Source organism: Vibrio sp. Sgm 5 (assembly GCF_026241575.1).
In the GTDB taxonomy this organism is placed as follows: Bacteria; Pseudomonadota; Gammaproteobacteria; order Enterobacterales; family Vibrionaceae; genus Vibrio; species Vibrio jasicida.
In genome coordinates, this window is the sequence record NZ_JAPHPY010000061.1 from 1 (window position 1) to 26781 (window position 26781).

Annotated in this window: 20 protein-coding genes; 12 read left to right on the forward strand and 8 right to left on the reverse strand. The window is 45.7% G+C overall.

Annotation, left to right across the window (positions count from 1 at the left end; translation table 11 throughout):
- Nucleotides 1–136 precede the first annotated feature (136 nt).
- From OQJ86_RS23080 to OQJ86_RS23095, 4 genes are all read right to left on the reverse strand, one after another.
- The gene (locus tag OQJ86_RS23080) at nt 137–421 is read right to left on the reverse strand and encodes a bacteriocin immunity protein (protein WP_265991304.1); all 285 of its coding nucleotides are present in this window, start codon (nt 419–421) and stop codon (nt 137–139) included.
- A gap of 337 nt (nt 422–758) precedes the next feature.
- The gene (locus OQJ86_RS23085) at nt 759–1019 is read right to left on the reverse strand and encodes a hypothetical protein (protein ID WP_265991306.1); all 261 of its coding nucleotides are present in this window, start codon (nt 1017–1019) and stop codon (nt 759–761) included.
- Nucleotides 1004–1261, reverse strand: coding sequence for a bacteriocin immunity protein (locus OQJ86_RS23090; protein ID WP_265991308.1), 258 nt, complete (start codon nt 1259–1261; stop codon nt 1004–1006). The genes OQJ86_RS23085 and OQJ86_RS23090 overlap by 16 nt, the downstream gene beginning before the upstream one ends.
- The gene (locus OQJ86_RS23095; RefSeq protein ID WP_265991309.1) at nt 1258–3870 is read right to left on the reverse strand and encodes an S-type pyocin domain-containing protein; all 2613 of its coding nucleotides are present in this window, start codon (nt 3868–3870) and stop codon (nt 1258–1260) included. The genes OQJ86_RS23090 and OQJ86_RS23095 overlap by 4 nt, the downstream gene beginning before the upstream one ends.
- 339 nt (nt 3871–4209) lie before the next feature.
- Between OQJ86_RS23095 and OQJ86_RS23100 the strand changes: the two genes are divergently transcribed.
- The 3 genes from OQJ86_RS23100 to OQJ86_RS23110 all read left to right on the forward strand — a co-directional run bounded on the left by OQJ86_RS23100 (nt 4210) and on the right by OQJ86_RS23110 (nt 7261).
- The gene (locus tag OQJ86_RS23100) at nt 4210–5901 is read left to right on the forward strand and encodes a class I SAM-dependent methyltransferase (RefSeq protein WP_039975638.1); all 1692 of its coding nucleotides are present in this window, start codon (nt 4210–4212) and stop codon (nt 5899–5901) included.
- 90 nt (nt 5902–5991) lie between these two features.
- Nucleotides 5992–6408 carry a DUF5991 domain-containing protein gene (locus OQJ86_RS23105; protein WP_265991313.1) on the forward strand — a complete coding sequence of 139 codons (417 nt, stop codon included), beginning with the start codon at nt 5992–5994 and terminating at the stop codon, nt 6406–6408.
- Between the two features lie 130 nt (nt 6409–6538).
- Nucleotides 6539–7261, forward strand: coding sequence for a transglycosylase SLT domain-containing protein (locus OQJ86_RS23110; RefSeq protein WP_265991315.1), 723 nt, complete (start codon nt 6539–6541; stop codon nt 7259–7261).
- Between the two features lie 24 nt (nt 7262–7285).
- Here the strand turns inward: OQJ86_RS23110 and OQJ86_RS23115 are convergent, their stop codons facing one another.
- A complete protein-coding gene (locus tag OQJ86_RS23115; protein WP_265991317.1) occupies nt 7286–8077 on the reverse strand; it encodes a 2,3-dihydro-2,3-dihydroxybenzoate dehydrogenase in 792 nt (263 codons plus the stop codon).
- 102 nt (nt 8078–8179) lie between these two features.
- Between OQJ86_RS23115 and OQJ86_RS23120 the strand changes: the two genes are divergently transcribed.
- The 6 genes from OQJ86_RS23120 to OQJ86_RS23145 all read left to right on the forward strand — a co-directional run bounded on the left by OQJ86_RS23120 (nt 8180) and on the right by OQJ86_RS23145 (nt 18280).
- Nucleotides 8180–9277 (forward strand): hypothetical protein, encoded by a 1098-nt coding sequence (locus OQJ86_RS23120; protein ID WP_265991319.1) that lies wholly within the window; start codon nt 8180–8182, stop codon nt 9275–9277.
- 289 nt (nt 9278–9566) lie between these two features.
- Nucleotides 9567–10787: an isochorismate synthase gene (locus tag OQJ86_RS23125; RefSeq protein ID WP_050566674.1), complete on the forward strand. Its 1221-nt coding sequence runs from the start codon at nt 9567–9569 to the stop codon at nt 10785–10787.
- Nucleotides 10784–12403 carry a (2,3-dihydroxybenzoyl)adenylate synthase gene (locus OQJ86_RS23130; RefSeq protein WP_265991322.1) on the forward strand — a complete coding sequence of 540 codons (1620 nt, stop codon included), beginning with the start codon at nt 10784–10786 and terminating at the stop codon, nt 12401–12403. Before OQJ86_RS23125 ends, OQJ86_RS23130 begins: the two co-directional genes overlap by 4 nt.
- 65 nt (nt 12404–12468) lie before the next feature.
- The gene (locus OQJ86_RS23135) at nt 12469–13359 is read left to right on the forward strand and encodes an isochorismatase family protein (protein WP_038865588.1); all 891 of its coding nucleotides are present in this window, start codon (nt 12469–12471) and stop codon (nt 13357–13359) included.
- Nucleotides 13360–13392: 33 nt separating this feature from the next.
- Nucleotides 13393–17340 (forward strand): enterobactin synthase subunit F, encoded by a 3948-nt coding sequence (locus OQJ86_RS23140; protein ID WP_265991325.1) that lies wholly within the window; start codon nt 13393–13395, stop codon nt 17338–17340.
- Nucleotides 17333–18280 carry a hypothetical protein gene (locus tag OQJ86_RS23145; RefSeq protein WP_265991327.1) on the forward strand — a complete coding sequence of 316 codons (948 nt, stop codon included), beginning with the start codon at nt 17333–17335 and terminating at the stop codon, nt 18278–18280. Before OQJ86_RS23140 ends, OQJ86_RS23145 begins: the two co-directional genes overlap by 8 nt.
- A gap of 8 nt (nt 18281–18288) precedes the next feature.
- On the opposite strand, the gene OQJ86_RS23150 is transcribed toward OQJ86_RS23145, so the two are convergent.
- Nucleotides 18289–19011, reverse strand: a complete 723-nt coding sequence (locus OQJ86_RS23150; RefSeq protein WP_265991329.1) for a 4'-phosphopantetheinyl transferase family protein — start codon at nt 19009–19011, stop codon at nt 18289–18291.
- A gap of 140 nt (nt 19012–19151) precedes the next feature.
- On the opposite strand from OQJ86_RS23150, the gene OQJ86_RS23155 reads away from it, so the two are divergent.
- The gene (locus OQJ86_RS23155; protein ID WP_039975651.1) at nt 19152–21113 is read left to right on the forward strand and encodes a TonB-dependent receptor domain-containing protein; all 1962 of its coding nucleotides are present in this window, start codon (nt 19152–19154) and stop codon (nt 21111–21113) included.
- 95 nt (nt 21114–21208) lie between these two features.
- Here OQJ86_RS23155 and OQJ86_RS23160 read toward each other — a convergent pair whose 3' ends face one another.
- The gene (locus tag OQJ86_RS23160) at nt 21209–22534 is read right to left on the reverse strand and encodes a hemolysin family protein (RefSeq protein ID WP_265991337.1); all 1326 of its coding nucleotides are present in this window, start codon (nt 22532–22534) and stop codon (nt 21209–21211) included.
- Between the two features lie 182 nt (nt 22535–22716).
- Between OQJ86_RS23160 and OQJ86_RS23165 the strand changes: the two genes are divergently transcribed.
- Complete coding sequence (locus OQJ86_RS23165) at nt 22717–23949, forward strand: DEAD/DEAH box helicase (RefSeq protein WP_265991332.1); 1233 nt, start codon at nt 22717–22719, stop codon at nt 23947–23949.
- 109 nt (nt 23950–24058) lie between these two features.
- Here the strand turns inward: OQJ86_RS23165 and OQJ86_RS23170 are convergent, their stop codons facing one another.
- Entirely contained in the window at nt 24059–25660 is a 1602-nt protein-coding gene (locus tag OQJ86_RS23170) for a BCCT family transporter (RefSeq protein ID WP_038865577.1), read from the reverse strand.
- 412 nt (nt 25661–26072) lie between these two features.
- On the opposite strand from OQJ86_RS23170, the gene OQJ86_RS23175 reads away from it, so the two are divergent.
- Nucleotides 26073–26735, forward strand: coding sequence for a potassium channel family protein (locus OQJ86_RS23175; protein WP_265991335.1), 663 nt, complete (start codon nt 26073–26075; stop codon nt 26733–26735).
- Nucleotides 26736–26781: the final 46 nt, after the last annotated feature.

Below are 26781 nucleotides of genomic sequence, written 5' to 3' on the forward strand. Positions count from 1 at the left end.
TCTCTCTTGGTTGAAAGATCTGATCGCAGAACCAGCTTTTAGTTCACTTCTATTTTTTTATCCCGAGTTCAGGTTAAATTTGTAAAAAGTTCAATCGCGATAAGCGAGAAAGGCGTCATTGTGACGCCTTTTCTTTTTACTCTTTGAAGCAAGGAAGTCCTTGCTTAGCGTACCACTCTTTTATTTCTAAAATAACACCGTCAGGAGAGTCCTCTCTATCTGGGGAAGTGTGGAAGATCAAAGCATTACCATCAGGGTGAGATACTAACTCTGAAAAATGAGCGGATAGATTTGATATATGTAAGTCATAAGCTTCATCATCTAAATCGTTAGTGTCGGTGTCTTCAAAAAATTCTTCTAAGAAGCGATAGAATTCCGCCTCGGTATAGTCTTGTAAGGCATCTTTAATTACAAGCTGCATATTATTGAACCTTATGTATCTCAGCAACAGTAGTAAATGTCCGCTTTGAAAGTGTCACAAGAGAGTGTTAACCTGATATTAAGCATCAACTTGAGCGTATTTTATGACTCGCTCGACAGTGATCTCGGGAACATTTTCAAATAATTCTTGCAGTATAAATACCTCTAAGAAGTAGTCATACCCTTCCGGTGAGCTTCCATCTTCTGGCTCTGCGCAAAGTAAGACGCGAGAATCTGGGCTCCATGCACTATCAATGTAAATCGTTAAATCAGGATCTAAATGCCTATTGTCTAATACTATTTGTGATAAATTCATTGGAGCAGAGGTTTTTTCATATTTAGCCAGCAGTACCTAACTGATAATCATATTCTGGGTCATAGAAGTATTTATTAATCAGCTTCTCTATGTCTAAAGCTTGCGCGCCACTGATATCAAAGCCGCCAGCCCCGCTTGTTAGGAACTGAATATCATCTTCTTTTAACCCTAATACTTGAGCAATGACATCAAGGTGTTCTTTTTCAATAGCTAACTCTGAAACGAGTAATTCAGTTTGTTTGTCGAATTTTTCAATAACAATTTTCATTACTTTTTGAAGCAAGGAAGCCCCTGGCTAGCACGCCAATCTTTCACTATTTTTACTATCCCTTCAGGAGTATCTTCACCTGGGTTCTCTGGGTAGTAAATTAAGTCAGTTCCATCAGGGTGCCCGGTTATTTCCTCAAAAATATCGAGCAGCTCGTCAAGGACGTCATCTGAATCTGATGCATTCTCTTTAAAAATATCTTCCACAAAGCGCAAGAACTCGGCTTCGTTGTAGTCCGTTATGCATTTTTTACTCACTTCATACCTCTATGAATATCAATATGATTTCTGGGTGTGGTTACTTTTAAGTTATCTAAGTCGTAAACCTTGCCGCCATTCTGCACTTCATCTACATGATGTAGCTCAAAAGATTTTCTCTTTCCTACTTTATCTCGACTTCTTGTTTTAGGTGCTTTCCCCAACCCGATTCGAATTTGGTTTTGTGCATTAAATTGTCCCTTTAAACCGCTGTCTTGAGATACCTCTAACCAGAATGCTTTTCGGAACGCATCAAAGCTGCTGAACTCTCTTCCTCTCAGTTTATCAGCGATTTGGGAGGGTATTGGAGCACCTAAGTCTTTACCCGCATCAGCTAACCAAATGCCAAAGATATCTTCGCCTTTACCGGTAACGACTCCGGGCTTATCTCTCGGGCTTTCTTTATACACCACATAAAGCGGTGCAATTCCTGAGCTTTCAGGGAACACTAAGATCGCATCACGCCAGTCTTTCTCTTCTGGCGCAGGCGTGACGGTGACGTTCGCATCGCTATCCGAGTGGATTGGCGTGACCAGTATATCGTCTTTTTCAAACCCATCACTATGATCAGGCGTGCTTTGCCAACTTGCTTCACCGTTTTCTTCTGGTGTCCAATAGATGGTTGGTCCGTTCTTTTCAATCGCAACGGATAGTTGGTCATTGCTCCCCTGTTTCACGTATTTGATAGGGATGCGGGTATCGTCTATATGATAGCCCTGCACATGCGGATAAAACTCCCCATCTTTTGGTTCTGTTATGTGGACACGAATTCGGCTTTGCGCCGTGGTCACTTGGCGTAAATCTTGGTCTGTGTATTGGGTGTTATCACCAAATAAGCTTTGTTGCATTGCAAATAGAGCGCCAATGCCTTCGACTTGCCAGCGGTAACCTTCGACAATGTTGTCTTTCAATGTGCCAGCCAGTTTATCTAACTGCATTGCCGCGCTTTGGGTTTGCTGCGTTTGCTCTGGGGAACCGGCGACAGCTGCGGAACTTCCCATGGCCATTTGTGCTTGTGTCGCTTGAATGGCGGGCATGAAAGCGGCAGGGGTCGCATTCGCTTGTGCAAAGAAGAATGACCAAGGACCGAAGTTACTGATTGACTCTTGCTGGTCGCCAATTTCAATACATCCTTTTGGTCTGGTGCAGGATTTAGCGAACACGAGCGAACTCATGACGTCTTTTAAGTTAAGGATGGCCACATCGCCTTCTACGCAATCGGCGGCGTTGATGGCTCGATATTTGGTCAACCCAAGCAATGGATCGCTGTGCTGGTAATGACTGTTGCGGATGTTGTTGTAGGTTTGCGGGCGCAGTGGCGGAAAGGTGTTCTTTTTGTCCGGTATTTGTTGCTGCTGTGTCTCAGCAACAACAATTTCATCACCGATCGCGAGTGACAGAGGATCGGACTCAAACACTGGGTTAAGCGAGAGCAAGGCTTTAGCTCCCATACCATACAGTTCAGCTATGCTCTGCCAGGTTTCCCCCGCAACTACGATGTGCGTTGCTGCGGTTTGTTCTGCTTCCGCTTCATCGTTGTTATCTTCTGAGCGTTCTTCTTCCGGCTGTTTGACCACATCAAACAGTGTGGGGATATCCAACTTTATCCCGTTTTCACTCAGCCAATCTTCGCTGAGGTTATCTAGCTCTTCACGCGTGATTTGCCGCTCAAGATAAATGATGTATTGGTTCTCGAGGATTTGGTTTGCCAACTTCCAATACACCAAAATAGCGCTTTGGTCTTTGGTAAAACCGCGCTCGTCATTGAGTGTGTCTTGTGTCGATTGCGTAGCATAAAAGGCCCATTTTTCTTCCCCAAGAATTTTGTATTCTTGGACAAGTTCGCCATCATTAAAGTGGTAGTAATAGCCTTCTGTAGGCAACCCTAAGCGTTCACCCAAACGCACGGCAGGTACGACAGGTATGAACCCCTCAACAGCCTTATGACTACCGGCTTTTTGTAAGGTGACGGCTTCCAATGGCGTCAGCCCGAGGTTGTCATCAGCTATATGGATATTTAGACGCTTTGGCTCATCGAATGCACATAACGCAGTGTAGCGTGTACCTTGCTCGGTATTGGCTTGCTCCCAGCGGGTCACAGCGTTCTCATTTTCAGTTTTCGCTATAGCAAAGTCACTGTGCACCATTTTACTTACAGTGGTATCTGAGCAGCCAACTTCAAAGCTGTACTCAAATCCCTTGGTGATTTCCTCTTCACTTTCGGCTGCGATTGGTTGCGGCGTATAAACCCGCTCTAGCGCCGAGGTATCCCCGATACAAGAGCTGTACCCTCCAGTCGTTCTGGTGATTTTCGTTTTTGCTAACAAATTATCAGCGGCATCATCAGAGAATACCGGGATAACTTCAGAGTTTAGCCTCCAAGTTTTAGAACCAATTGGATCGTTGTAGCTGAGTAGAGCGGGAGTTTGAGGCGTATCACTCACGAGTACGAGTTTGCCTTCGTAGAGATGTTGCTTTAGCTGTTCAAAAGTAAGATGAGAAGGGGTGACAGAGGCAACATCAGCTTCCACAAGGTTATGGAGATCGCCCTCTATCAAACCGAATTCATGAGACATCACTTCCGAAAGCGGAAGAATTTTGTATGACACACTGATACCTAAAGTGAAAACCAATCATCACTCTAATCAGCAGAAAGTATGCCATTTTATTTTCAATAAAAATCAATCAATTGGAATGATGGCAAGGACTTGAAAACCAATTTTTTGTTTATCTTGCCAAGAAGTTGGATATAAAACTAAGAAATTGTAGATTTCCGAATAGGTATGATTGCATCGCAAGCAAATCGCTTTACTCTTGGTGCTCGTTTGATCCACTTTTTAGGCGACAGAACTTCTAACGCAACGTTTCCTACAACTTTTGCACTACCTTCTAGTCTTTGAAATCAATAGCACTTACTATGTGTTCAGTTCAATTGCAGCCTTACCTTTATGTCCTCTACCTTCAATTTCTATAACCAAAATGCGAGCTCATTAGCGGAGCAATATAACTCGACGACATTTGAGAATGTTCACGCGAGCTGGCAGGCTTTTTGGCCTCATGCAGGCGATCGGATCTTGGATGTGGGAGCGGGGTCTGGGCGAGATGCGAAATGGATGTCGGAGCAAGGCTGTGAGGTGATTGCTCTTGAACCAGCGGCATCTCTACTAGAGCTTGGTAAAGTTAAGACGGGTAATTTGGTTACTTGGCTTGATGATGCCTTGCCTGCTCTTGAGAAAACCACCAACTTGGGACTTCGCTTTGATCTGATATTGGTGAGTGCGGTTTGGATGCATCTTGCGACTTCTCATCGTGAGCGTGCTTTCCGTAAACTCTCTAATCTGCTTGCGCCTAATGGCCGATTGGTCATTAGTCTTCGCCATGGAGAGTTTACTGATGGGCGCAAAGCTTACCCTGTCTCTGTTCAAGAGTTAGAACAACTGGCAAAGAACAGTGCGCTTATGGTTAGGCATGTCTCGGACAGTGACGACCAACTCAAGCGTGATGATGTTCATTGGCAGACGGTTGTCATGTCACTTCCCGATGATGGTGCCGGTGATCTCAACAAGGTTCGCCATATCATCGTAAACGACTCTAAATCGGCGACTTACAAACTGGCATTGCTACGAACCTTATTACGAATTGCAGATGCACATTCCGGAGCCGTTATTGATCGTACAGACGGCAAAGTTGCGATCCCTCTTGGTTTAGTTGGTCTGTATTGGATTCGTCAGTTCAAACGCCTCATCGATAAAGAAAACATCCAGCAGAACTCTAATGCATCAAAAGGGCTCGGCTTCATTAAGCCTGATGGTTGGGGCAAGCTTTCTCATTTAAGTCCGGATGATTTAGCAATTGGTACCATATTTGTTGGTGACGATGCCGTCGCTTTAGATAAAGCTGTCAAAGACAGTTTGAAAACCATTAAAGATGGACCAGTTACCTATACATACCAAGGTGACAAATCGAATCCATATTTTGAAATGGTACGTTCTTCTAAAAAGCATAAAGGTAGTATCGTTGTTGATGGGGAGTTCCTTGAAAGCTATGGCAAATTTATTTTGGATGAGAGCTTGTGGGACTGCTTTAGGCTTTATCATTCATGGATTGAGCCGCTGGTGGTCAATCAGTGGATTCTTGAAATGCAGCGGTTTAGCTCAAACCAAGACCGAGGCATTGCCCTTCAAACCTATCATGATTGCTTGGTTTGGATTGATAAAGACCACGACACTCGCGCAGTACGCAAAAGGGTAGAGCAGTTGCGTTCGAATCAATCTGAGATCATCAGTGTATGGAGTGGGAGTAAGTTGCGTAATGAGTACCATGTTGATCACTGCTTGCCCTTCGCTTATTGGCCGAACAACGATAAATGGAATCTGCTGCCAACATCTAAAACTGAAAACCTCAACAAGCGCGATCGACTGCCCGCGGTGTATCGATTGAATGCGTCTAAACAACGCATCTTGGATTGGTGGGAACTGGCGTGGGGAGAATCAGAGACCCTGAGTCGGTCATTCTTTACAGAAGCGTCGTTGTCTTTACCGAATGTTCCTGCTTCCTGCCAAGATTTTGAGCATGTATTTGAGGCGATGGGATTGCAGATTCGTGGTGTGAAAAGCCGTCTTTGTATTGCAGAGTGGTAACTGGGTATCACTCGAAGTTTTATTATTGTTAAGTGCAGCGATAGTTGGGTTGAAATACTCTCTCATTTTTAGCCAGAGAAGTGAAAGAGTATGATAATTAGCACAATCGGATTCGTAGCGGCGGCGGCCTTTGTCACTCCTAATTGGAATGGGATTTTTCATTGTGATGTCGATTTGGGGCAAAGTAACGCAGGGCCGTTTGTGTGGATTGAATATGAACTTCAGGTACAAAATGAAGAGTGCACATTTCGTAGTTTAGGCGTTCAAACTGATGAAAGGATAAAGTGTAAATTGAATAGGCGAGGACCCGCATTAGATGTGTTGTTTGAGTCTTATTCAAATGGCAACTTAACTAACATCCATGGTGTTCAAGTTTACGAACGTGATGCAGTATTAGTGCAGCTCCGACAAGATCAAGGTCGTATTGTCACTCAGTGGTTTACCATCCAACCTAGCGAGAATACACCACAAATTTCTCATTGTTTTCAACGTACAGAAAAACGCTGAGTATACTTTTCAAACAGCCTTATTTATAAACTTTCCATTTCTTATAAAGCTCGCAGATCTACCTCACATTTTTGTGCTTCATAACTGATACAGATATTAAAAGAGTGAGAAATGGATTACAGTTTGGGACATGTTTTCCAAATGTGGTTGTATCGTGAAAACGGTTTCTAAGCGATTGTATCAGCTATTAAAAATCGAAAAGCTTAAGCACAAAAAAGATAAGGTTTTTTCCTTTCAAAACAGGTTGATAGATAAGAATCCGAAAAGCCTGAACATTTTTCCACCTTCATCTTTATCCTTTAAAAAAAGTGATGTTTCTTCAGCATTTTTTTCGGTTCCAACTACCGATGCCCTTGCTTGGGGAAATTGCGTCTCGGTAGAGTTCAAAATTAAGGTTAACGACATTTCTAAAGAGCTCAATATCGATCCTAATCATTTGATGGCTTGCATGGCATTTGAAACAGCAGAGACATTTAGCCCAAGTATTAAAAATGGATCGGGAAGCGGTGCGACAGGGTTAATTCAATTTATGCCTTCAACCGCAGAAGCTTTAGGAACAAGCACAAAGAAGTTGGCCAAAATGAGTGCTCTGGATCAGCTGGATTATGTCAAAGCGTACTTTATGCCATACCGAAATGACATGGCGTGTCTTGAGGATGTGTATATGGCGATCCTTTATCCTGCTGCAATCGGCCAACCGCCAACACATGTGCTTTTCAAGAAAGGCTCGATCGCTTATCGCCAAAACGCGGGGATTGACCGCAAGAACTCAGGCAAAATCACATTAGCTGATGTGTCCTATAAAGTGAGGCGCAAGTTAGAGAAGGGCATGCACCCCAAATTTTACGGTTAAACTTTCCGATATTTTGGCGGGGGATCAGAAGGTTGCTCCGCCATCCACTCTCAAATCATGCATGGTGATATGGCCCGATTTATCACTGAGTAAAAATTCAATCGCATTGGTGATGTCTTTGGTTTCGGCAATTTTGTTTAACGGGATGCCAATTCGATGCGACGCTAAGTTACCTTGAACCGTTTCTCGCTCGCCATAAGATTCATTCCACATTTGCTCTTGCATTGGTGTTCTGGTTGAGCCGGGGCTAACAATATTGCAGCGAATGCCATGCTCTGCCAGTTCTAATCCCAAACATTGTATCCACATGTGCAGGCCAGCTTTAGATGTGCAGTAGGCGGACATCTTCACGCGTGGTGTGTCTGCGGTATTTGATCCTACTGCGACAATCGCGCCTTTTCTGCCGTTTTCGACCAACATTTTTGCAAGCTGTTGGGTGAGTAGCATGGTGCCTTTTAAGTTGATATCTAGGGTTTTATTGAGCGCTTCATACGGCAGTTCGAGAATAGAGGCGAGGTGTAATGCGCCAGCACAAGTGATGATGAGCTCTGGGATGAGGTTATCCTGCTGGAGGCTCTGGCAGGCATTGAGGATCGCATGTGGTTCGGATAGATCAAACGGGAGCAATGTGGTGCATTGTTGTTGGTTGGTCGACAAGCTTTGTTGTAGTCCATCCAATGTTGCTTGAGTCACATCGCAAGCAATAACATGCGCCCCTTGGTCTAATAAGCTTTTAGTACATGCTAGGCCAATCCCTTGTCCGGCACCAGTGACCAAGCACAGTTTGCCGTAGAATTCTGAGCGGTTTTCACGCATCACCTTCTCCCTTTCGCGATACAAATATGAAATCTAAGTTGGATAGATGATAATGATTTTTGTTATCGTTGTCATGATGTTAACAAGGAGGTATAGAATTCAATGAAAATATTAGGCTGGAAAATCAAGCCCTTGGTACTGGTTTTAGGGTTGGTTGGGATCTCAGGGTGTGAGTATTTACCGCACTTTGCAAAGGTCGATTTGCCGGAGCAAAAAATTGAACAAGTGGTTGAGCAAGCTAAGCCCGCTGATGCTGCAATTCTGAAGGCATTCGAGCAACACCATTTTGTTGGGATTGGCGATTATCATTGGAATGACGCTTTTTTACGATACGCAACGGAACTGGTTTCGACCGATGCTTTCTCTGACCAAATCACCCATATTGTGATCGAATTTGGTAATGCGAAATATCAACCTGTATTGGATAAATATCTGGCAGGCGGTGAGGTCAGCGAATCACAGCTGAATGAGGTGCTACGTGGTTCGATTTACTTTATGGCTTGGATGCCAGATGCGTATATCAACTTCTTCAAGGCGATCAGAGCGCGTAATTTGTTGTTACCTGAAGGCAAAAAAATTCAGGTGCATCTCGCGGAAGCGCCCTTTGAATGGGATGGTGTCGCGGATGCAAAAGTTTGGAAACAAGCGGCGCAGAGTAAAACGGATTACTTTTACCAAATTGCTCAAGAGCGAATTGAGCACAATGAAAAAGCACTGTTGATTTTCGGGGCTTTCCATCTGGTGAATGCACCGAAGGACTATGTCGCGAAAACGCAAGCCAGCGCTTGGCCGCTTGCGACTCGATTAGAGCAAGCGTTTCCTGATAGTACGTATTTAATTTGGCCGATGACAGAGCCCGAAGTCGTGCAAACCTTCCACAATGTAAAATCGCCAGCGCTACTCGAAGTGACGAATAGCCCTATTGAGCCACTTCGATTCATCGATTTATTACCTAAAGCGCGCTATAAACTGGCGGCAATGGATAAGATGGATGCCACAGTCGGGGAACTGTTTGATGCGTTTCTGTACCTTGGTGAGAATGCGCGTTCCACCGTATTTCCACGTGAAGTGATGGCAGATCGTGAATGGGTGAATGAGATGCAAAGGCGTGTCGATTTGATCGGAGGCAAGATGCAAGATCGCTTCAACGAGATACGATCGCTGAGTGATGAGAAGTATGGGTTTTCTGATAACGGGTAATATGGCTAATAAGTATTTCTAAGTAAGAACTATCACAACAATCAATGGCTGACAGCATAAGGTGTCAGCCATTTTTTATGCGTCATTTTGAGGCTATTTTACTGATAAGACTAAAGAATTATTTGCGTTTCCCCATATTAATACTATGGGATTAATTTATAAAATTATAAATAATACGAATGATAATTATTGGCAAAAGTGTTTGAATAAATGATTTTGTGTGTGTAGTCTCACCTCTTAAATGAGAAGGAATCTCATTTGTAACGCCATGTTTAATACAGTTTGAGAGATGATTATGCTTCGTAACTCAACGGGAAGCAGCACTATGCTCACAGAGTTTCTTAATGCCCATACGGATGATGCTTCGTTCTTCTTTAGCTCTCCGACAGTGACGTTATTGACTCAAGGGATTGCTGCCGAATTTTCCCAACAAGTCAGGTTCTCAGAATTAGATACTCACATCAGCCAATTATTGGAATCGGCGAAGGAAGAGGGCAATGAAAACCCTATCGCTGTAGGTGTGATCCCATTTTCTGAACACAACCCAGTACATTTTATTGTCCCTGAACGTCTGATTACGACATCACCAATCCGACCGGATAAAGTGTCGGATGTGGATGGGTTAGCGGATTGTCATCCATCTTCTATTCAACCCATTCCCGATCCTAGTGATTACATGCGTAGCGTTGAACAAGCCGTAAGGAGTTGCTGTCGAGAGGATGTGGAACTCGACAAAGTCGTCTTGTCTCGCACCATGCAAGTCGAGACGGAAGAGGATATTGACCGCGCTCGTTTCCTAAAAACGTTACTCAAACAGAATCCCGGTGGCTACACCTTTTCGACTCGCATTGGAGGAAGCCATTCCGATGCATATTTAATGGGCTCTAGCCCTGAGCTTCTTGTTTCGCGCAAAGGCCCTCATGTTTGCTCCAACCCGCTAGCAGGCTCCCGTCGCCGCAGTGACAACGAATCAATGAACCAACAACAAGGTGAGTTGATGATGGAAAGCAGCAAGGATCTTCACGAGCATGCGGTGGTTGTGGATGCCGTCGAGAAAGCGCTCCAACCTTGGTGCCACAATTTGTATGTGCCGATGGTGCCATCGGTGATTGAAACCAAAGCGATGTTACACCTTTCGACTCGTATCGAGGGCATGGTTTCAGACGCCAATACCAGCGTATTAAAACTCGCGAGTGCATTGCACCCGACACCTGCGGTATGCGGTTACCCTACAGCGCAGGCTTATGATTTTATCAGCAATGTAGAGCCCTTTGACCGTGGTTACTTTACCGGACTGGTTGGTTGGGTGGATGCCCGCGGCAATGGAGAATGGGTTGTGGTGATCCGTTGTGCTGAGGTCGAGAAAAAACGTCTTCGCGTTTACGCGGGTGCTGGCATTGTTGCTGGCTCAGAGCCACAAAGTGAACTTGAAGAAACCGGCAACAAGATGCGAACCGTGCTTAACGCATTGGGTATTGAAATCCGTGAGAACATGGAGGTGGTTCAATGAACCGCCCGTGCATGAAGGCATCAGGATTTACCCCATGGCCGCAAGAGATGGCGAAAAAGTATCGCGATGCAGGGTTTTGGACGCAGCAAACCATCCCAGAGATGCTTGAGGCGAGCGCACAGCGCTATTCAGAATGCGTAGCTTTGGTTGCGGGCGATCAGCAATGGACTTACCAAACGTTAGTCGAACAAGTTGACAAACTTGCTGCTGGGTTCCAGCACAAGCTCAATCTAAAAGCCGGTGATAAAGCGGTTTTGCATCTGCCTAACGTTGGCGAGTTTTATTTGAGTTTCTTTGCCTTGCTTAAAATTGGGGTTCAACCCGTTTTAGCGTTACCTGCGCATCGCTATTCGGAGATTCGATACTTTTGTCATTTTACTGAAGCGAAAGTATTGATTACCGCACCTCAATTGGGCGTCAAAACCGCTGAGATAGCTCAACAAGTGGCCGCAGATTTACCGAGTTTAAAAACGGTAGTGTGGGCTGGTGAAGAGAGCTTAATGCCTACTGGTGCCCAAGCGCTAAACACACTGTTTTTGGAAGAGGTTGATGCTCAATCTAATGTCGCCGAAGACTTTGCTTTTTTCCAACTTTCTGGTGGGACAACGGGTACGCCAAAGCTCATCCCAAGAACCCACATTGATTACCTTTATAGCGTTAGTGCGAGCAATGACGTTTGTCAGTTCTCTGCTTGCACTCGTTACTTATGCGTTTTACCTGCTGCGCACAATTTCCCATTAAGTTCGCCTGGTGCGTTGGGTTGCTTTATGGCTGGTGGCATGGTCGTACTAGCGCCAGATGCCAGCCCTCAAACGGCCTTTTCTTTGATTGAAAAACACCAAATCACTGTCGCGGCTTTGGTTCCTCCATTGGCGTTGTTATGGCTAGATGAAGCAGCAAGAACCCAACAAAACATTGCGTCACTTCAGGTACTGCAAGTCGGTGGCGCTCGTTTTAGTGAAGAGGCGGCAAAACGAGTGAAGCCAGAGCTTGGTTGTACTTTGCAACAAGTGTTTGGCATGGCTGAAGGACTGGTAAATTACACCCGTTTGGATGATCCAGAGTCAGAAATTGTCACTACGCAAGGCCGTCCTATGTCACCTGCAGATGAGCTTTTGGTACTAGACGAAGCAGGTAATCCGGTTCCGAAAGGGATTGCGGGGATTTTGTTCGTGCGTGGTCCTTATACCATTCAGGGTTATTACCATGCACCGGAACACAATCCGCGTTCTTTTACCGACCTTGGTTATTACCGTACTGGGGATATCGTCGTTATGACTGAAGCAGGAAATTTGCAAGTTGTGGGGCGGGATAAGGACCAAATCAATCGTGGTGGTGAAAAAATTGCGGCCGAAGAGGTGGAGAATCACCTTCTTGCTCATGATTCCGTTCACGATGCGGCGGTGATTGCGATCCCAGATGAATACCTTGGTGAGCGCAGTTGCGCGGCATTGGTGTGCAGAGCGCAAAATCCCAAGCCTATTGAAATCAAGCGATTCTTGCGAGGTCGAGGATTGGCGGATTTCAAAATTCCAGATCGCGTGATCTTTGTTGATGTTCTACCCAAAACGCCAGTAGGAAAGATCAATAAAAACAAACTTCTAGAACTGATTTAATCGAACCATCACACCACGATATCAAAGGTGTCGTGTGTATAAATAAAATTTTGGAGATTAGCCCCATGGCCATTCCATCTATCTCTGGTTATTCACTATCTAAGCCGATGCCAGAAAACCGCGTAAATTGGTCTGTAGAGCCAAAGCGCGCTGTATTATTGATTCACGATATGCAGCAGTATTTTCTCAATTTCTATGATGTCGATAGTGAGATGATCCAAACGCTCACTCATCATATTAAGCAAATTAAACAAGCGTGTATCGATGCGGGTATCCCTGTGGTTTACACCGCTCAACCGGGTGACCAACGCCAAGAAGACCGTGCCTTACTAACGGATTTTTGGGGACCAGGTCTGAAAGCGGATGATGATATTACGCGTATTTTCCCTGCGCTTGCGCCTTCTGAACAAGACATTGTTTACACCAAGTGGCGTTACAGTGCGTTTCAGCGTACTCCGCTTAAATCTATGATGGATGAAACGGGTCGTGACCAACTTATCATCGTAGGTATTTATGCCCACATTGGTTGTTTGCAAACCGCTGCCGAAGCGTTCATGACCGATATTAAAGCTTTTATGGTTTCTGATGCTGTCGCAGATTTCTCAGCGAACGATCATGAAATGGCACTCAATTATGTCGCAGGTCGCTGTGGCTATGTGTTGGATAAGCAGCAATTGCTATCTCAAATCAGCAGTGCAGATGAATTTGTCGGTGATGACTTTTCCATTCCTCAATCTCAGCAACATTTAACTCAGCAGTTAGCGGCATTGCTAGAAGTGCCAGTCGATGAAATGACGCCGGAAGATAGCCTGCTGGATTTCGGTTTAGATTCGGTTCGTATGATGTCACTGGTCGGTGACTGGCAGCAAGCTGGTCTAGACGTGAGTTTTATGGAACTTGCCGCCAAGCCCAGTGTGCAAGATTGGTGGCAACTGATTGAGAAGAAGCTGACTTAACCGCCCAAGAGGAAGAGTAACAAAGGAATGGACATGTACGATTTACCTTATACAGCGGAGCAATTGCTGCCGCTTACGGATGCCCAAGCAGGGATTTGGTTTGCTCAGTTGCGCGACCCGGATAATCCAATTTACAAGACTGGCGAATACTTAGTGATTGATGGCAAGGTGGATGAGCCTTGTTTTGTTGAAGCGGTAAAAACCGCCATTGATGAAGTTGACTCGTTACACGCGAAGTTTGTCACTACCACCGAAGGCCCTCGCATGGTGATTGATAGACAAAACTGGCAGGTAGAGCGAATCGACTTCTCGCAACATGATGTGCCACTCGAGTCTGTAGTCGATTGGATGAAGAAAGAGTTGAAGCAGCCCGTCGATTTGGAGCAAGGCCCATTGTTTATTATGGCGCTGCTTAAGCTTGCAGAAGATAAGTTTGTTTGGTTCCTGTCACTTCACCACATTGCTATTGACGGCTACAGCATGTCGTTGATCGCTTCGCGTATTGCTCATATCTATGGCCAACTTACGAAGGGAGAGCAGTTTGACGAGATCCAATTGGTGGATCAACACGCTTTGCTTAAAGAAGATAACGACTATAAAGCGTCGGATAAATACCAAAAAGACCGTACCTTCTACTTACAACGTTATGCTGACCACTCTGATACGGTTAACTTAGCGGGTAAACCGACAGTGACATCTGATCACTTCTTACGCTTGAAAGGCGCGATGCCAGTAGAAGACTTCCAGCATATGGAATCGTTGGCGAAGCAATGCCGAACGCACTGGTACAGTGTGCTGATCGCTTCCATTGCTGCGTATGTTCATCGTATGACGCGTTCCAACGAGGTGGTGCTTGGTGTACCGTTGATGGGGCGCTTAGGTTCAGTGGCAATTCAAACGCCAGCGATGCGAGTGAATATCTTGCCAGTGCGAGTGAGTTTTACTCAAGGTACGGACATCAAAACGCTAGTTAAACAGGTAAACCAAGAATTCTCATCTGTTCGTCGTCACCAAGGGTACCGCTATGAAGAACTGCACCGCGAATTGAATCTAGTAAAAGACAACCGCAATCTATTTGGCCCTTTGGTCAATATCATGCCGTTTGAGTATGAACATAAATTTGGCGAGTTGGCTTCGAAAGCGCATAACCTGTCAGCGGGGCCCGTGGATGATATTTCCTTCTATTGTTATGAGCTTGACGGTCAACTTCACATAGATATGGATGCCAATCCAGAGCTGTATTCTGACCAAGACATTAAAGAGCACCAGCAGCGCTTGTTCCACTTTATGAGCGACTTTTTTGCAAGCGCGCAAGCTCAAGAACCATCGTTATGCCAAATCAGTGACGTGAATATTCTTCTCTCTGGGGAGAAAGAAAAGGTCATCGAAACTTGGAATGATACCGACCACGAGGTGCCAGAAACGACCCTAGCTGCCTTGTTGGCAAGGCAACGTATTCTGACGCCTCATGCTCCCGCCCTCATTTTTGAAGGACAAAAGCTCAGCTATGAGCAGTTAGCGAAAAAAGTGTACTCCTTGACTAACTGGTTAACCGCGCAAGGGGTTGAGCTGGGAGATCGCATTGCGGTTTGCATCCCAAGAAGTGAAGAACTGATTGTTGTACAACAGGCGATTCTTGCTGCTGGTGCGGTTTACGTACCGATCGATCCAGATTACCCAGAAGGCCGAATCCACTACATGTTGGAATCTTCTGCACCGAAGTTTGTATTTTCGACGACCGAGCTACAAAGCAAATTGCCACAAGGTGTGGAGGTGAAGTTGGTTGATGACGCGACGTTGCCAACTATTTATAAGGAGGTTGAGGCATTACCACCCCAAGTGCGTCCGGAACCTCACTCTCCGGCTTACATGATTTATACCTCTGGTTCTACGGGCAAACCAAAAGGTGTTGTGGTTACTCACGATGCTATCGTCAACCGATTGCTGTGGATGCACGACCAATACCCAATTGATGCCAAAGACCGGGTATTACAAAAAACGCCTGCAGGTTTTGATGTCTCTATTTGGGAGTTTTTCTGGCCAATGATCGTCGGTTCATGCTTGGTGGTCGCAAAACCGGAAGGGCATAAAGATCCTATTTATCTGCAAGATCTTATCCATCGAGAGAAAATCACGATCTTGCACTTTGTGCCTTCAATGCTGCAAATCTTCGTCCAACAAGCCGATGCCAATTTGTGCCAGAGTTTACGCCAAGTTTTTTGTAGTGGTGAAGCGCTACCGATGGAATTGGTGAATCATTATTACCAAGACTTTAGTGCGCCATTACACAACTTGTACGGTCCGACAGAAGCGGCTGTTGATGTGACTTATTGGCCAAGTGAGGCGAATGCGCAAGGTAATTCGACACCAATAGGCCGCCCTGTGTGGAACACCCAAATTTACATTTTGGATGATGCATTAAATCCAGTACCGCCAGGTGTCGTCGGTCATCTTTATATTGCGGGTCGACAATTAGCGTTGGGTTATCACGGCCAGCCAGAACTGACCGCAGAGCGTTTCATTGAAAGCCCATTCGGACCAAAAGGCAGCCGAATGTACTTATCTGGTGATTTGGCTCGTTGGCGAAAAGACGGGGCGATTGAATACTGCGGGCGTAGTGATTTTCAGGTCAAGATTCGAGGTTTCCGTATTGAGCTTGAAGAAATTGAAAACGCCTTAGCAAATCACCCAAGTGTCGCGCAAGTTGCGGTATTGGCGCAGGAATATGCCGATGGTGACAAACGCCTCGTAGCGTATGTTACGGCAGAAGATCCAGAACAGGGTGTTGATAGCAACTTGCTGCAGCGATTCCTTGCCGAACCGCTGCCAGAGTACATGGTTCCAAGTTACTTTGTGACTTTGGATACTTTCCCGTTAACGCCAAACGGTAAGCTGGATCGCAACGCGTTGCCGAAGCCAGATTTGTCTGGTCAGGTCGGTACAAAAGGGCCAAGCAACCTTGTTGAAGAACGTTTGTGTAAGCTGTTCTGCCAACTGCTTGATTTACCTGCGGTAGGCGTTGACGACAACTTCTTTGAACTAGGTGGTCACTCTTTGCTTGCCGCACAGTTGATTGCTCATGTGAAAGAAATCATGGGAATTGAACTGTCATTGGCAGCCGTATTTGAATCGCCGACTGTCTCTGGGATTGCCGCCAAGTTGAATGGCAGTGAAAGTGATGATGCCCTGAACATGTTATTACCACTGCGTAAACGTGAAGGGAAAGCGGCCATTTTCTGTGTACACCCTGCGGGTGGCTTAAGTTGGTGCTACGCGGCTTTAACGCCGATCATTCCATCCAATGTTCCTCTCTATGGCGTGCAAGCTCGTAATCTGGGTGACCCTTCTGCACCATTGCCAAAGAGCATGAAAGAAATGGCAGAAGACTACGTTGCCGCGATTCGTGAAGAGCAACCTTTTGGTCCTTACCATCTTCTGGGCTGGTCAATTGGTGGCATGATTGTTCACCTAATGGCGGGCATCTTACAAGAACAAGGCCAAGAAGTTGGTTTGGTTACGCTGTTAGATTCTTACCCTGCAGAGCAGTGGCAAACCATCCATCCACCGGGAGAAGAGCAAGCGCTCGGCGCACTGATTCGTATGGCCGGCGTTGAGTTTGATGAAGCCGCGCATTCCAGTATTACGAAGCCAGAAGTGATCGATATCTTGCAGGATGCGGGCTCGTCTATGGCGCACTTAAGTACTGAAACCATCACGGCGATGATCGATGTCGTAATCAACAACAACCAACGTGTCCGTGATGCCATTGACTATCAATATCAAGGCGATGTGCTGTTCTTTAATGCTGAGAAGCCACCAGAAGAGGCCTTTTTGGATCGCAATGGATGGTTCAAATACATGGACGGCGACTTGAAAGTGATTGATGTGGCCTGTATTCACCGTGACATGATGCGCCCAGATATGCTGCGTGAAATCGGTACGCATATGGTGAAAGAGTTGAGAGAGAATTTCGATGTTTGATTCGACAGCTCAATCTAAGCCAAGTGCGATGTTGGAGGGGATGATTTCCCCTCTGACTTTCTTCAAAAATAAGTTGGAATCAGGCGCTATTTTGGCGCTTGGCGAGGCACATTGGTATGCCGATTTATTTGAGCAAATGACCGATGTGTTGCTCGATCCTCAATTGGATGGGGCATTCACGCATTTGTTCATCGAGTTTGGTAACGCTAAGCATCAAGCGCTGCTTAACAACTACTTATTGGGAGAGGCGGTCACCGACACTGAATTGGCTGCCGTATGGTTAGATTCAATCGCTTTTCCTGCATGGATGCATCCGTGTTACGGCCAATTTTTTCATCGATTGCGAGCAGCGAATGCTGAGCGCAACGTGCCGATCAAAGTCGTGCTGACGGAGCCGTCGTTCAATTGGCAAGCCATTCAACATCCTTCTGAACTGAGTAAGTTGAATGCTCAACGTGACCAAGCCTTAGTGGACGGCGTTGAAAAGCTGCAACAGAAACAGGCACAGGGTGTGGTGGTGCTTGTTGGAGCAAGACACATTCTTAAGCGTTCCCCAACCTTAGGGTTCATGTCCAAACATAAAACTTTTGGTGACCTAGCGAAACAGAAGTTTGGCGAACAATATGTATCAGTTTGGCCGCACATTTTACCAAGTGAATGGGGCAGCACTGAGCGGGGTATTTATACAACGACCCAGCCTCATCTTAAAAAGAAATCGTTTCTCGACATTATTCCGAAAAAGCCACCGGTGAACCCTTACGCGTTTACTTCCCTTGAGCAGCTGGTGGATGCCTATTGGTATTTAGGTCCACAAACGCGTCAGTTAGATGCCAAGGGTGTCACAGTATCACCAATGTGGAAAGCGCTTTTAGAACAACGGTTGCCGCTGGTTAATGCTCGACAACAAATGGTGATCAAAAAGGTTATTGAACAAAAATAATGACACATTCATGAGGAAAAAAAGCACAACGAGAAAACGTATTGCTCGGTAAAGCAATAGCGGCCATGAAAGGAGAGATTCGGCAAGTTAGCCTGCAATAAAATTCGATTCTCTCCAATCAGTTCGAAGTGAAATTGACCGGTATTTTCAGCGTCCGGCTGCAGGGTGATTTGTGCATCTAGAAAGTCGAAGTACACCTGAACAAACGGGTAGAGACATTTAAACAGGCTCTCTTTAATGCTGAATATCAGTGTATCTGGGAGGGTGTTGGACGTCTCCATTAATGCCTTTTCGCTCTGGGTGTAGATGCTAGAAAAAAGGTGCGAGGCGAGAGGGGTATTGTTTTCCACATCAATACCCAAACTCGGTACTTCACTTTTTAACGCACACGCTGCGAGGCATAGGCTGTCGGTGTGACTGATGCTGCCGCTGATGAGGCTCGGGAATAAGGGCTCTCTAGCTTTGCCTGAAAGAATGGGTACCTGAGCTAATTCAGAATCGTTTGATACCAATCGCTTTATGGCTTCTCGAGCGGATTGACGTCCGGCTCGGAATTCTCGTTGACGCTTTTTAACGGCTTTATGAATTTGTTGCTCTTCCTCGAGAAGGCCCACTTTATCGTACATATCGGGTGTGGCTTTTACGATGTGAACCGTTGGACTGGCACTTTCTAAGTGAAGACAGAGAGGGGCAAGAATGTTAACTAGCTTGTCGTTTTTCAGTAGTGTCACTTTTCAACCTGTTGCAGTTCAAAAATACAATACAGCTCAAATGTAAATGCTAATACGAGTAATAATAATTGTCATTTATACATTCGTTTATTAGAGTTTGCGAGCTCAATTTATTTATAAAATAGATATAAGGATATGCAGTGAAAAGTTTAGTTAAAAAGCCCACATTTATGCCTTCTATGCTCGCAGGAGCACTTTTGACGGCGCTAAGTGGTTATGCTGTTGCTGATGATCAAGATGAAGTGTTGGAAATGGAACGTATGGTTGTTACTGCAACCCTTACCCAACACTCAGAATTGACCGCACCAGCTTCTGTTTCGGTTATCACCGCAGAAGACATCTCAAAGATGCCAGTGAAAGATATCTCAGAAGCGATTCGTAGTGCGACGGGTGTGAGTGTTTTGAGCAGCACCGCTTATGGTCGTAATACTATCCGTATTCGTGGTTTGGATTCCAAGCACACGCTAATCTTGATCAATGGTCGTCGAATTAACTCACAAGATGCGCTTATTCGAGGTAATGACTTTGACCTATCGAGTATCCCTTTAACGGCGATTCAGCGTATTGAAGTGGTTCGTGGCCCGGTTTCTTCCCTTTATGGTTCTGAGGCCATGGGTGGTGTGGTGAACGTGATCTTGAAATCACCAACGGAAGAGTTATCCGGCTCGGTTGGTCTTGAATACGAGAGCATTCTTGAAGGTGACGGTGGTGATGGTCTGAAAGGTCATGCTTACGCGAGCGGCGAACTGACGCAAAATGTAGAGGGCAGCATCATTGTTGAAAGCTCTACACGTGACCCTTGGCGCACAGACACAAATCCTAATTTTGATGCGCTAGAGCAGAAAGACACGACCAATGTGTTTGGTGAGCTCGCATGGCAATTAACCGAAGAACAGCGTTTGATTGCGGATGTTATCTACACCAAAGATGAGCGTGAAGCAGATTGGGTTCACCCTCGTTCAGGCCCTCAAACGAACACACAAGACTCGACGCGCTGGAACTACGGTTTAACGCATGAAGGCGCTTGGGACACGGTAGATTCACAAGTACGTCTTTACGGTGAGAGCATGCAACTTGACGATGCAAGTACGGCTTACACTAACGGCGCTGCGGATGTCGACTTACAAAATAATACTCTCGATTTCAAACTTTCTGGTTTGTGGCGAGATTCGCATGAGTGGGTATTCGGTGGTGAATACCGTACTTCTGAGCTGAAAAACAGCCGTGATGTTCCATCTGGTGATATCGATAACTACCAAGGTGCGGTATTTGTTCAAGGTGAATTTGATCTCGACAAACTGGCGCTGACATTGGGTGGCCGTCAAGATTTTCATGAGGTCTATGGCAGTCACTTTAGCCCGCGGGCTTATGCCGTTTACAGCATCACCGATGAGTTTGTCTTGAAAGGCGGTGCTGGTGGTGGCTTCCGAGCTCCTGGCATGATGGAAAGCAGCGACCAAGTTCGCGTAATCAGTTGTGGTAACCGTTGTTGGTTAACGGGTAATGATGATCTTAAACCGGAAGAATCAGAAAGCTACGAAGCAGGTCTTGCGTACGAATCAACATCAATGGGCGTAGGTCTGATGTACTACTACACGGACTTGAAGAACAAGATCGAACGTGACCTAACCAAGGTTGTTGGTATGGATGGCCCTATGCCAATCTTCACTTACCAAAACATCGGTAAAGCGGAGATCAAAGGTATTGAGCTTGAAGGTTGGTATGACATTACAGACAGCATCAACCTGAAAGGTAACTACACTTACACGGACGCTAAAGACAAGAGTACAGGTGATACGCTCATGCAAACACCTGAGCATCTAGCGAACCTGGACGTCAATTGGGAAGTGTTTGATTCATTCACAACGTTTGCTCGTGTGAATTACATCGGTGAACAAGTGATCACTAACCTAAGCCGTGAAAACAAAACGGTGGATGGTTACACGCTAGTCGGTCTTGGTGTGGGTTACGATTTCCAACAGTTGAACCTTAAAGCGGGGTTAAACAACATTTTTGATGTCGAGTTGGACGATGAAGACGATTACTACGGCTACTCTGAAAAAGGCCGTAGTGCGTATGTAAGCGCAACGTACTTGTTCTAATCGAAACGAAGATCGTGAATCTCATTTATCAAAACAGCCTCTATCGAGAGGCTGTTTTTTGTTTGACTCAAACACTCGTAAATTCGTAATTAGCCTTATTGCTCAGCTTCGAATTCTCTCACCATTTCCGTTACTTTAACTTGTGTGATCCGATTGCTCTTGACCTGCAACACGTCAAATTGCCACTGTTGATATTCAACGGTTTCTCCTTGAGCAGGCACGCGGCCAATTAACCAAGTCAGAAAACCATTTAAGGTTTGGAAGCCCTCGCTTTCTTCTCCCTCAATGCTGCTGAGCTCAAGTTTGTATTTCAGCTCATTCATCGGAATCAAGGCGTCCATTATCCAACTGCCGTCTTTCTGTTTTTTCGCCCAGATTTGCTGTGGTGCCATGCCTAACTCACCAGCGATAGATTTGAGCAAATCGTAGTGTGTCACTAGGCCCTGCACGTCGCCATATTCGTCAACGATAAAGACCATTTCGGTGCTGGTTTGCTGCATGTAGTTGAGCAACGGTAGCTCTTTCATGGACTCAGGAACAAAACGTGAACGTTTGAGTAATTTTGCTAACCGCGATATTGATAGCTCGTCATACTCATCGAGCAACGCTTTAGAAGAAATGGTCCCAATGATGTTATCCAAGCCGCCTTTACATACCGGCCAAACGGAATGCTGAGTTTGACGTAAATTCTTCAGTATTGCATCGAGTGGTAAATCCAGATCGAGATAGTGAATGTCACAGCGTGGTGTCATTAAAGAGAGCGCCAAACGGTCATTCAAGTGCAGAAGGTTACGGATCATCAGCTGTTCCTGAGGCTCGATTGCACCACATTCAGAACCTTCACTGACCACAGCAAATATATCTTCTTCTGTTACGATTTCACCGGTGTGGTTTTGGCGTAGCAATCTCAGTAAAGATTCTGTCGATAGCGTCAGTAACATGACAAACGGAGTCGTTAACTTGGCCAACCAATGAATAGGGTAGGCCACAAGAACAGCAATACGCTCTGCGTTGTTTTGAGCGAAGCGTTTCGGAACTAGCTCACCCACTACGATTGCAAAGTAGGTGATCACGACGACGACAATGGCGGTGGCAAGGATGGTGGCGACCTCTCGTTCTAGGCCTTGTGCGGCAAGCCAATGCTCAAAGGGAACTGAAAGGGTGGCTTCACCAAAAATACCGCTGAGGATACCAATCACGGTGATGCCGATTTGGATTGTGGAGAGGAATTGCGTTGGGTTGTTTTTTAATTGCAGAGCGAGGCGGGCAGAAGCGCTGTGTTGGGCAAACTTTTTCAGTCGGCCGCTTTTGGCTGTGACTAACGCTATCTCAGACATGGCAAAAACACCATTAAGCGCTATTAATCCAACCAGTAATAAAATATCCATGAAGTTTTCCAGTGATGCACACTCTTGCAGCATAACGAGGTTCAAGGGGAAGAAATGTGAGGTGGTCAATAAATCATCACGCTGTAACAATCAGATGCCTTATTAAAAGGATAGAATTTGCTTATCGTCTCCGGCTTGTTCAGGTATGAATGATTCTGTTACTTAGTTCGGATTCTGATACACTACGCGCCCATTTCCTCTGTTGAGACTTTTCTATGCCATTTTCTAAGCTTGGTTTAAGCGCACCTATCACTGAAGCAGTGAAGGCGCTGGGTTATGAAAAACCGACTTCTATCCAACAAAAAGCCATTCCGATTGTTTTGCGTGGCAGCAATTTGATTGCCGCAGCACAAACTGGTACCGGTAAGACTGCTGGCTTTGTACTACCAATCTTAGAAAAACTCAGCAAAGGGGAAACTCAGCGTAAGAAGCGCGCTCGTGCGATCATTTTGACCCCGACACGTGAGTTAGCACTTCAAGTACACCAGAGCATCGAGGCATACGGCAAAAACTTATCGCTTCGTTCTATGGCGATGTTTGGTGGTGTGGATTATGCGCCACAGAAACAAGCGCTGATTGAAGGCGTGGATATTGTCGTAAGCACGCCAGGCCGTTTGATTGACCTTTACGGCCAACGTGCCATTCACTTTGATGAAGTGGACATGCTGGTTCTGGATGAAGCCGATAAGATGTTGGATATGGGCTTTATCGATTCGATTGATAAGATCGTCGATTGCATGCCAGAAGACATTCAAAGCTTGTTGTTCTCAGCGACGCTATCAAACCCAGTTCGTGACTTGGCGAAAAACGCTATCGTTGACCCTGAAGAGATCACCATTGCGAAGCACAGCGCATCTAAGTCGAACATCAAGCAGTGGATCACTACCGTCGATAAAGACATGAAGTCGTCACTACTGAGCCATATGCTGACGGAAAACGACTGGTCGCAAGTGTTGGTGTTTATCGAGACAAAACACGGCGCGGCGAAGTTGGTTTCTCAACTAGAGAAGCGTGGTATCGTGGCAGAGGCGTTCCACAGTGGTCGTAACCAACGCGTTCGCCAAGAGTTGATTGAGCAGTTTAAAGCGGGTGAAATCCAGTACTTAGTGGCAACGGGTGTTGCGGCGCGTGGTATTGATATCGACAACCTACCTGTTGTTATTAACTACGACTTGCCATTCCCAGCGGATGAATACGTTCACCGTATTGGTCGTACTGGCCGTGCTGGTGCACAAGGTGAAGCGATTTCACTGGTATCAAAAGATGACTTCAAAAACCTATGCATGATTGAAAGCCGTCTGGGTCACTTGCTTGAACGTGTGGAAATCGAAGGTTTCACACCAAGAAAGCCTGTGCCAATTTCTATCTTGAACTACGTACCAAAGAACAAACGTAAACCACAAGACAATGATCGTCCTCGTCGAGACAACGCTGACAAGCGCGATTAAAAATAATCCTTGTTAAAGACGCAGAACTAAAAAAAGAAGCCGCATTTCGATGCGGCTTCTTTGCTTTTTACAACCCTGTTCAAGCTAGGTGGGGTCAGGTTCTGTCTGTCTAGTTCGCTTTCGCTAAACGTCGCTGAATGAACTGAGGTTCTGTGCGCATACCCATCACCAGACTGACACACATAACCAATAGAATGATGGTGAATGGCAGACCAGTTGAAATCGTACCGGCTTGCAGGGCTTGAATTGCTTCTGTACCACCAATCCACAGTAGAACAGCCGCAATAGCACCTTCTATGGTTGCCCAGAAGATACGTTGTGGTACTGGCGCATCCACTTTACCACCAGCGGTAATACTATCGACAACCAGTGATGCAGAGTCTGACGAGGTAATAAAGAACACCATGATCAGAACAATCGAAATGACAGACAAAATCGAGCTCATTGGCATTGCTTCATAAGCATAGAATAGTGACAGTGTTAGGTCGGTAAGCCCATTCGTACCAAGCTCTCCCACTTTGTTCATTACTTGGTCTATCGCAATGCCACCAAATGCGGACATCCAAATTAGCGTTATGAGCGTCGGAATTAAAATCACAGCAGTAAGGAATTCGCGAACCGTACGTCCTTTTGATACTCGTGCAATGAACATACCCACACATGGTGACCATGAAATCCACCAAGCCCAGTAGAACACCGTCCAACCGTGCATCCACGCTTCATCTTCTCGGCCATACGGGTTGCTAAGAGGAATAATGTTCTCAACGTAACCCATTAGCGTAGTCGGGATAGTACTCAACGCGACGGCAAGACCCGCTAGGATAACAAAGACCAATAGAGCAAAAGCCATAGTAAGGTTGATGTTGCTCAGCACTTTTACGCCGCCATCGATTCCTCGAATGACCGACACAACCGCAAGTGTAGTAACGAAAGCGATCACCCCAAGTTGCATTCCAATGCCACTTTCAATGCCCATCACATGCGCGATACCGCTTGCAGCTTGCTGCGCGCCTAGACCTAACGAGGTTGCTAGACCAAAGAGTGTTGCGAGCACGGCCAGAACATCAATCACATGGCCAAACCAACCCCACGTGCGATCACCAAGCAGTGGGTAAAAGACGGAACGGATTGAAAGTGGTAGGCCTTTATTAAAGGCAAAGAAAGCCATAGACAGTGCAACAACGGCGTAGATTGCCCAAGGGTGCAGACCCCAGTGGAACATGGTTGCCCCAAGTGCGACTTGTTTGGCTTCTTCTGTAAATGGCGTTACGCCAAGTGGAGTCTCGTACCAACCTGTAAAGTATGCGACAGGTTCGGCAACGCCCCAAAACATGAGACCGATGCCCATGCCAGCAGCAAACAACATCGCAATCCAAGAAATGTTGGAATGTTCCGGCTTTGCGTTCTCACCGCCAATGCGGATCTTGCCAAAAGGAGAAAAGATCAAACCAATACAGAAGATTAAAAAGATATTGCCAGCCCACATGAAGAGATCATCAAAGCTTCCGATGATCTGCCATTTGACACCATCAAGGCTTGCTTTTGCAGTGGCTGGGTCGACGAGCAGAAGTGCGATTAAAAAAATAATGATCAAGCCAGCGCTGGTGCCAAAAACAGGGTTATGAACATCAAATCCCCACTTTTGAACGTTGTCTTGGCCGACCGTGTAGTCAGTATTATCAATACTGTACTTATCCTTAGTTGTAGACATCATCCCTCTCAAAACTACTTAGAGTACAAACTAATTTGTCGGCGCGCACTATAACAAACGTCAGAGTAAATGGCTAATTTGTTGATGAAAAGATCAACTTGGTTGGTTTTTATACGCGCAAAAAGCAAAGAACACGAAATAATTTTCGGGATTGATAGTCTTTACAAATAAAGCATCTGTCAAAAATATATATTGATAACTGTGTGAATAGCATGAGTGTGAGTCAGTTAGCTATTGTTCTGATTTAATTGACAATAAGTAGGAAAACTCGCTAGTTGCGTCTACGCTTTAAAAAGTTTTTGTGCGAATGTTTCAGTTAATCTTCTGTCAATTTTCTGTCGTCTAGTTTGCAGATGATAGGGAATAGGCGCAGACTTTCGCGCTTGCTATTCAACGCATAAATGAGGCACAAATGAAAACGGGTGATAAGCAATTTGCTGTAATTGGTCTAGGTCGTTTCGGCTTAGCCGTGTGTAAAGAACTGCAAGATTCTGGCTCACAAGTTTTGGCGGTAGACGTTAATGAAGATCGTGTAAAAGAAGCGGCGAGTTTTGTTAGCCAAGCCATTGTTGCAAACTGCACTCATGAAGAGACGGTGACCGAACTTAAGCTCGATGACTATGACATGGTCATGATCGCCATCGGTGCTGATGTTAATGCCAGCATCCTCGCCACTTTGATCGCGAAGGAAGCCGGCGTGAAATCCGTTTGGGTGAAGGCAAACGACCGCTTCCAAGCTCGCGTACTGCAAAAAATTGGTGCAGACCACGTGATCATGCCAGAGCGAGACATGGGTATCCGCGTTGCACGTAAGATGTTGGATAAGCGTGTGTTGGAGTTCCACCCTCTGGGCAGTGGCTTGGCAATGACTGAGTTTGTCATTGGCTCTCGTTGGATGGGCAAAACCTTGGGCGAACTGGCTTTGTGCAAAGTGGAAGGTGTTCAAGTGCTGGGCTTTAAGCGTGGTCCAGAAATCATCAAAGCGCCCGAGCTCAACACGACATTAGAAATTGGTGACCTTATTATTGTTGTCGGCCCTCAAGATAAATTAGCAAGCAAGCTGAAATCATTATGAGCCAATTTCACCAGAGAGGCGTGTTCTACGTCCCAGACGGCAAACG

Excerpts from the sequence above, each read along its gene's own strand:
- OQJ86_RS23100 (WP_039975638.1), top strand. The coding sequence starts at position 4,210 with ATGTCCTCTACCTTCAATTTCTATAACCAAAATGCGAGCTCATTAGCG.
- OQJ86_RS23105 (WP_265991313.1), top strand. The coding sequence starts at position 5,992 with ATGATAATTAGCACAATCGGATTCGTAGCGGCGGCGGCCTTTGTCACT.
- OQJ86_RS23170 (WP_038865577.1), bottom strand. The coding sequence starts at position 25,660 with ATGTCTACAACTAAGGATAAGTACAGTATTGATAATACTGACTACACG.
- OQJ86_RS23175 (WP_265991335.1), top strand. The coding sequence starts at position 26,073 with ATGAAAACGGGTGATAAGCAATTTGCTGTAATTGGTCTAGGTCGTTTC.
- OQJ86_RS23135 (WP_038865588.1), top strand. The coding sequence starts at position 12,469 with ATGGCCATTCCATCTATCTCTGGTTATTCACTATCTAAGCCGATGCCA.
- OQJ86_RS23130 (WP_265991322.1), top strand. The coding sequence starts at position 10,784 with ATGAACCGCCCGTGCATGAAGGCATCAGGATTTACCCCATGGCCGCAA.
- OQJ86_RS23140 (WP_265991325.1), top strand. The coding sequence starts at position 13,393 with ATGTACGATTTACCTTATACAGCGGAGCAATTGCTGCCGCTTACGGAT.
- OQJ86_RS23080 (WP_265991304.1), bottom strand. The coding sequence starts at position 421 with ATGCAGCTTGTAATTAAAGATGCCTTACAAGACTATACCGAGGCGGAA.
- OQJ86_RS23115 (WP_265991317.1), bottom strand. The coding sequence starts at position 8,077 with ATGCGTGAAAACCGCTCAGAATTCTACGGCAAACTGTGCTTGGTCACT.
- OQJ86_RS23165 (WP_265991332.1), top strand. The coding sequence starts at position 22,717 with ATGCCATTTTCTAAGCTTGGTTTAAGCGCACCTATCACTGAAGCAGTG.
- OQJ86_RS23120 (WP_265991319.1), top strand. The coding sequence starts at position 8,180 with ATGAAAATATTAGGCTGGAAAATCAAGCCCTTGGTACTGGTTTTAGGG.
- OQJ86_RS23145 (WP_265991327.1), top strand. The coding sequence starts at position 17,333 with ATGTTTGATTCGACAGCTCAATCTAAGCCAAGTGCGATGTTGGAGGGG.
- OQJ86_RS23110 (WP_265991315.1), top strand. The coding sequence starts at position 6,539 with ATGTTTTCCAAATGTGGTTGTATCGTGAAAACGGTTTCTAAGCGATTG.
- OQJ86_RS23125 (WP_050566674.1), top strand. The coding sequence starts at position 9,567 with ATGATTATGCTTCGTAACTCAACGGGAAGCAGCACTATGCTCACAGAG.
- OQJ86_RS23160 (WP_265991337.1), bottom strand. The coding sequence starts at position 22,534 with ATGCTGCAAGAGTGTGCATCACTGGAAAACTTCATGGATATTTTATTA.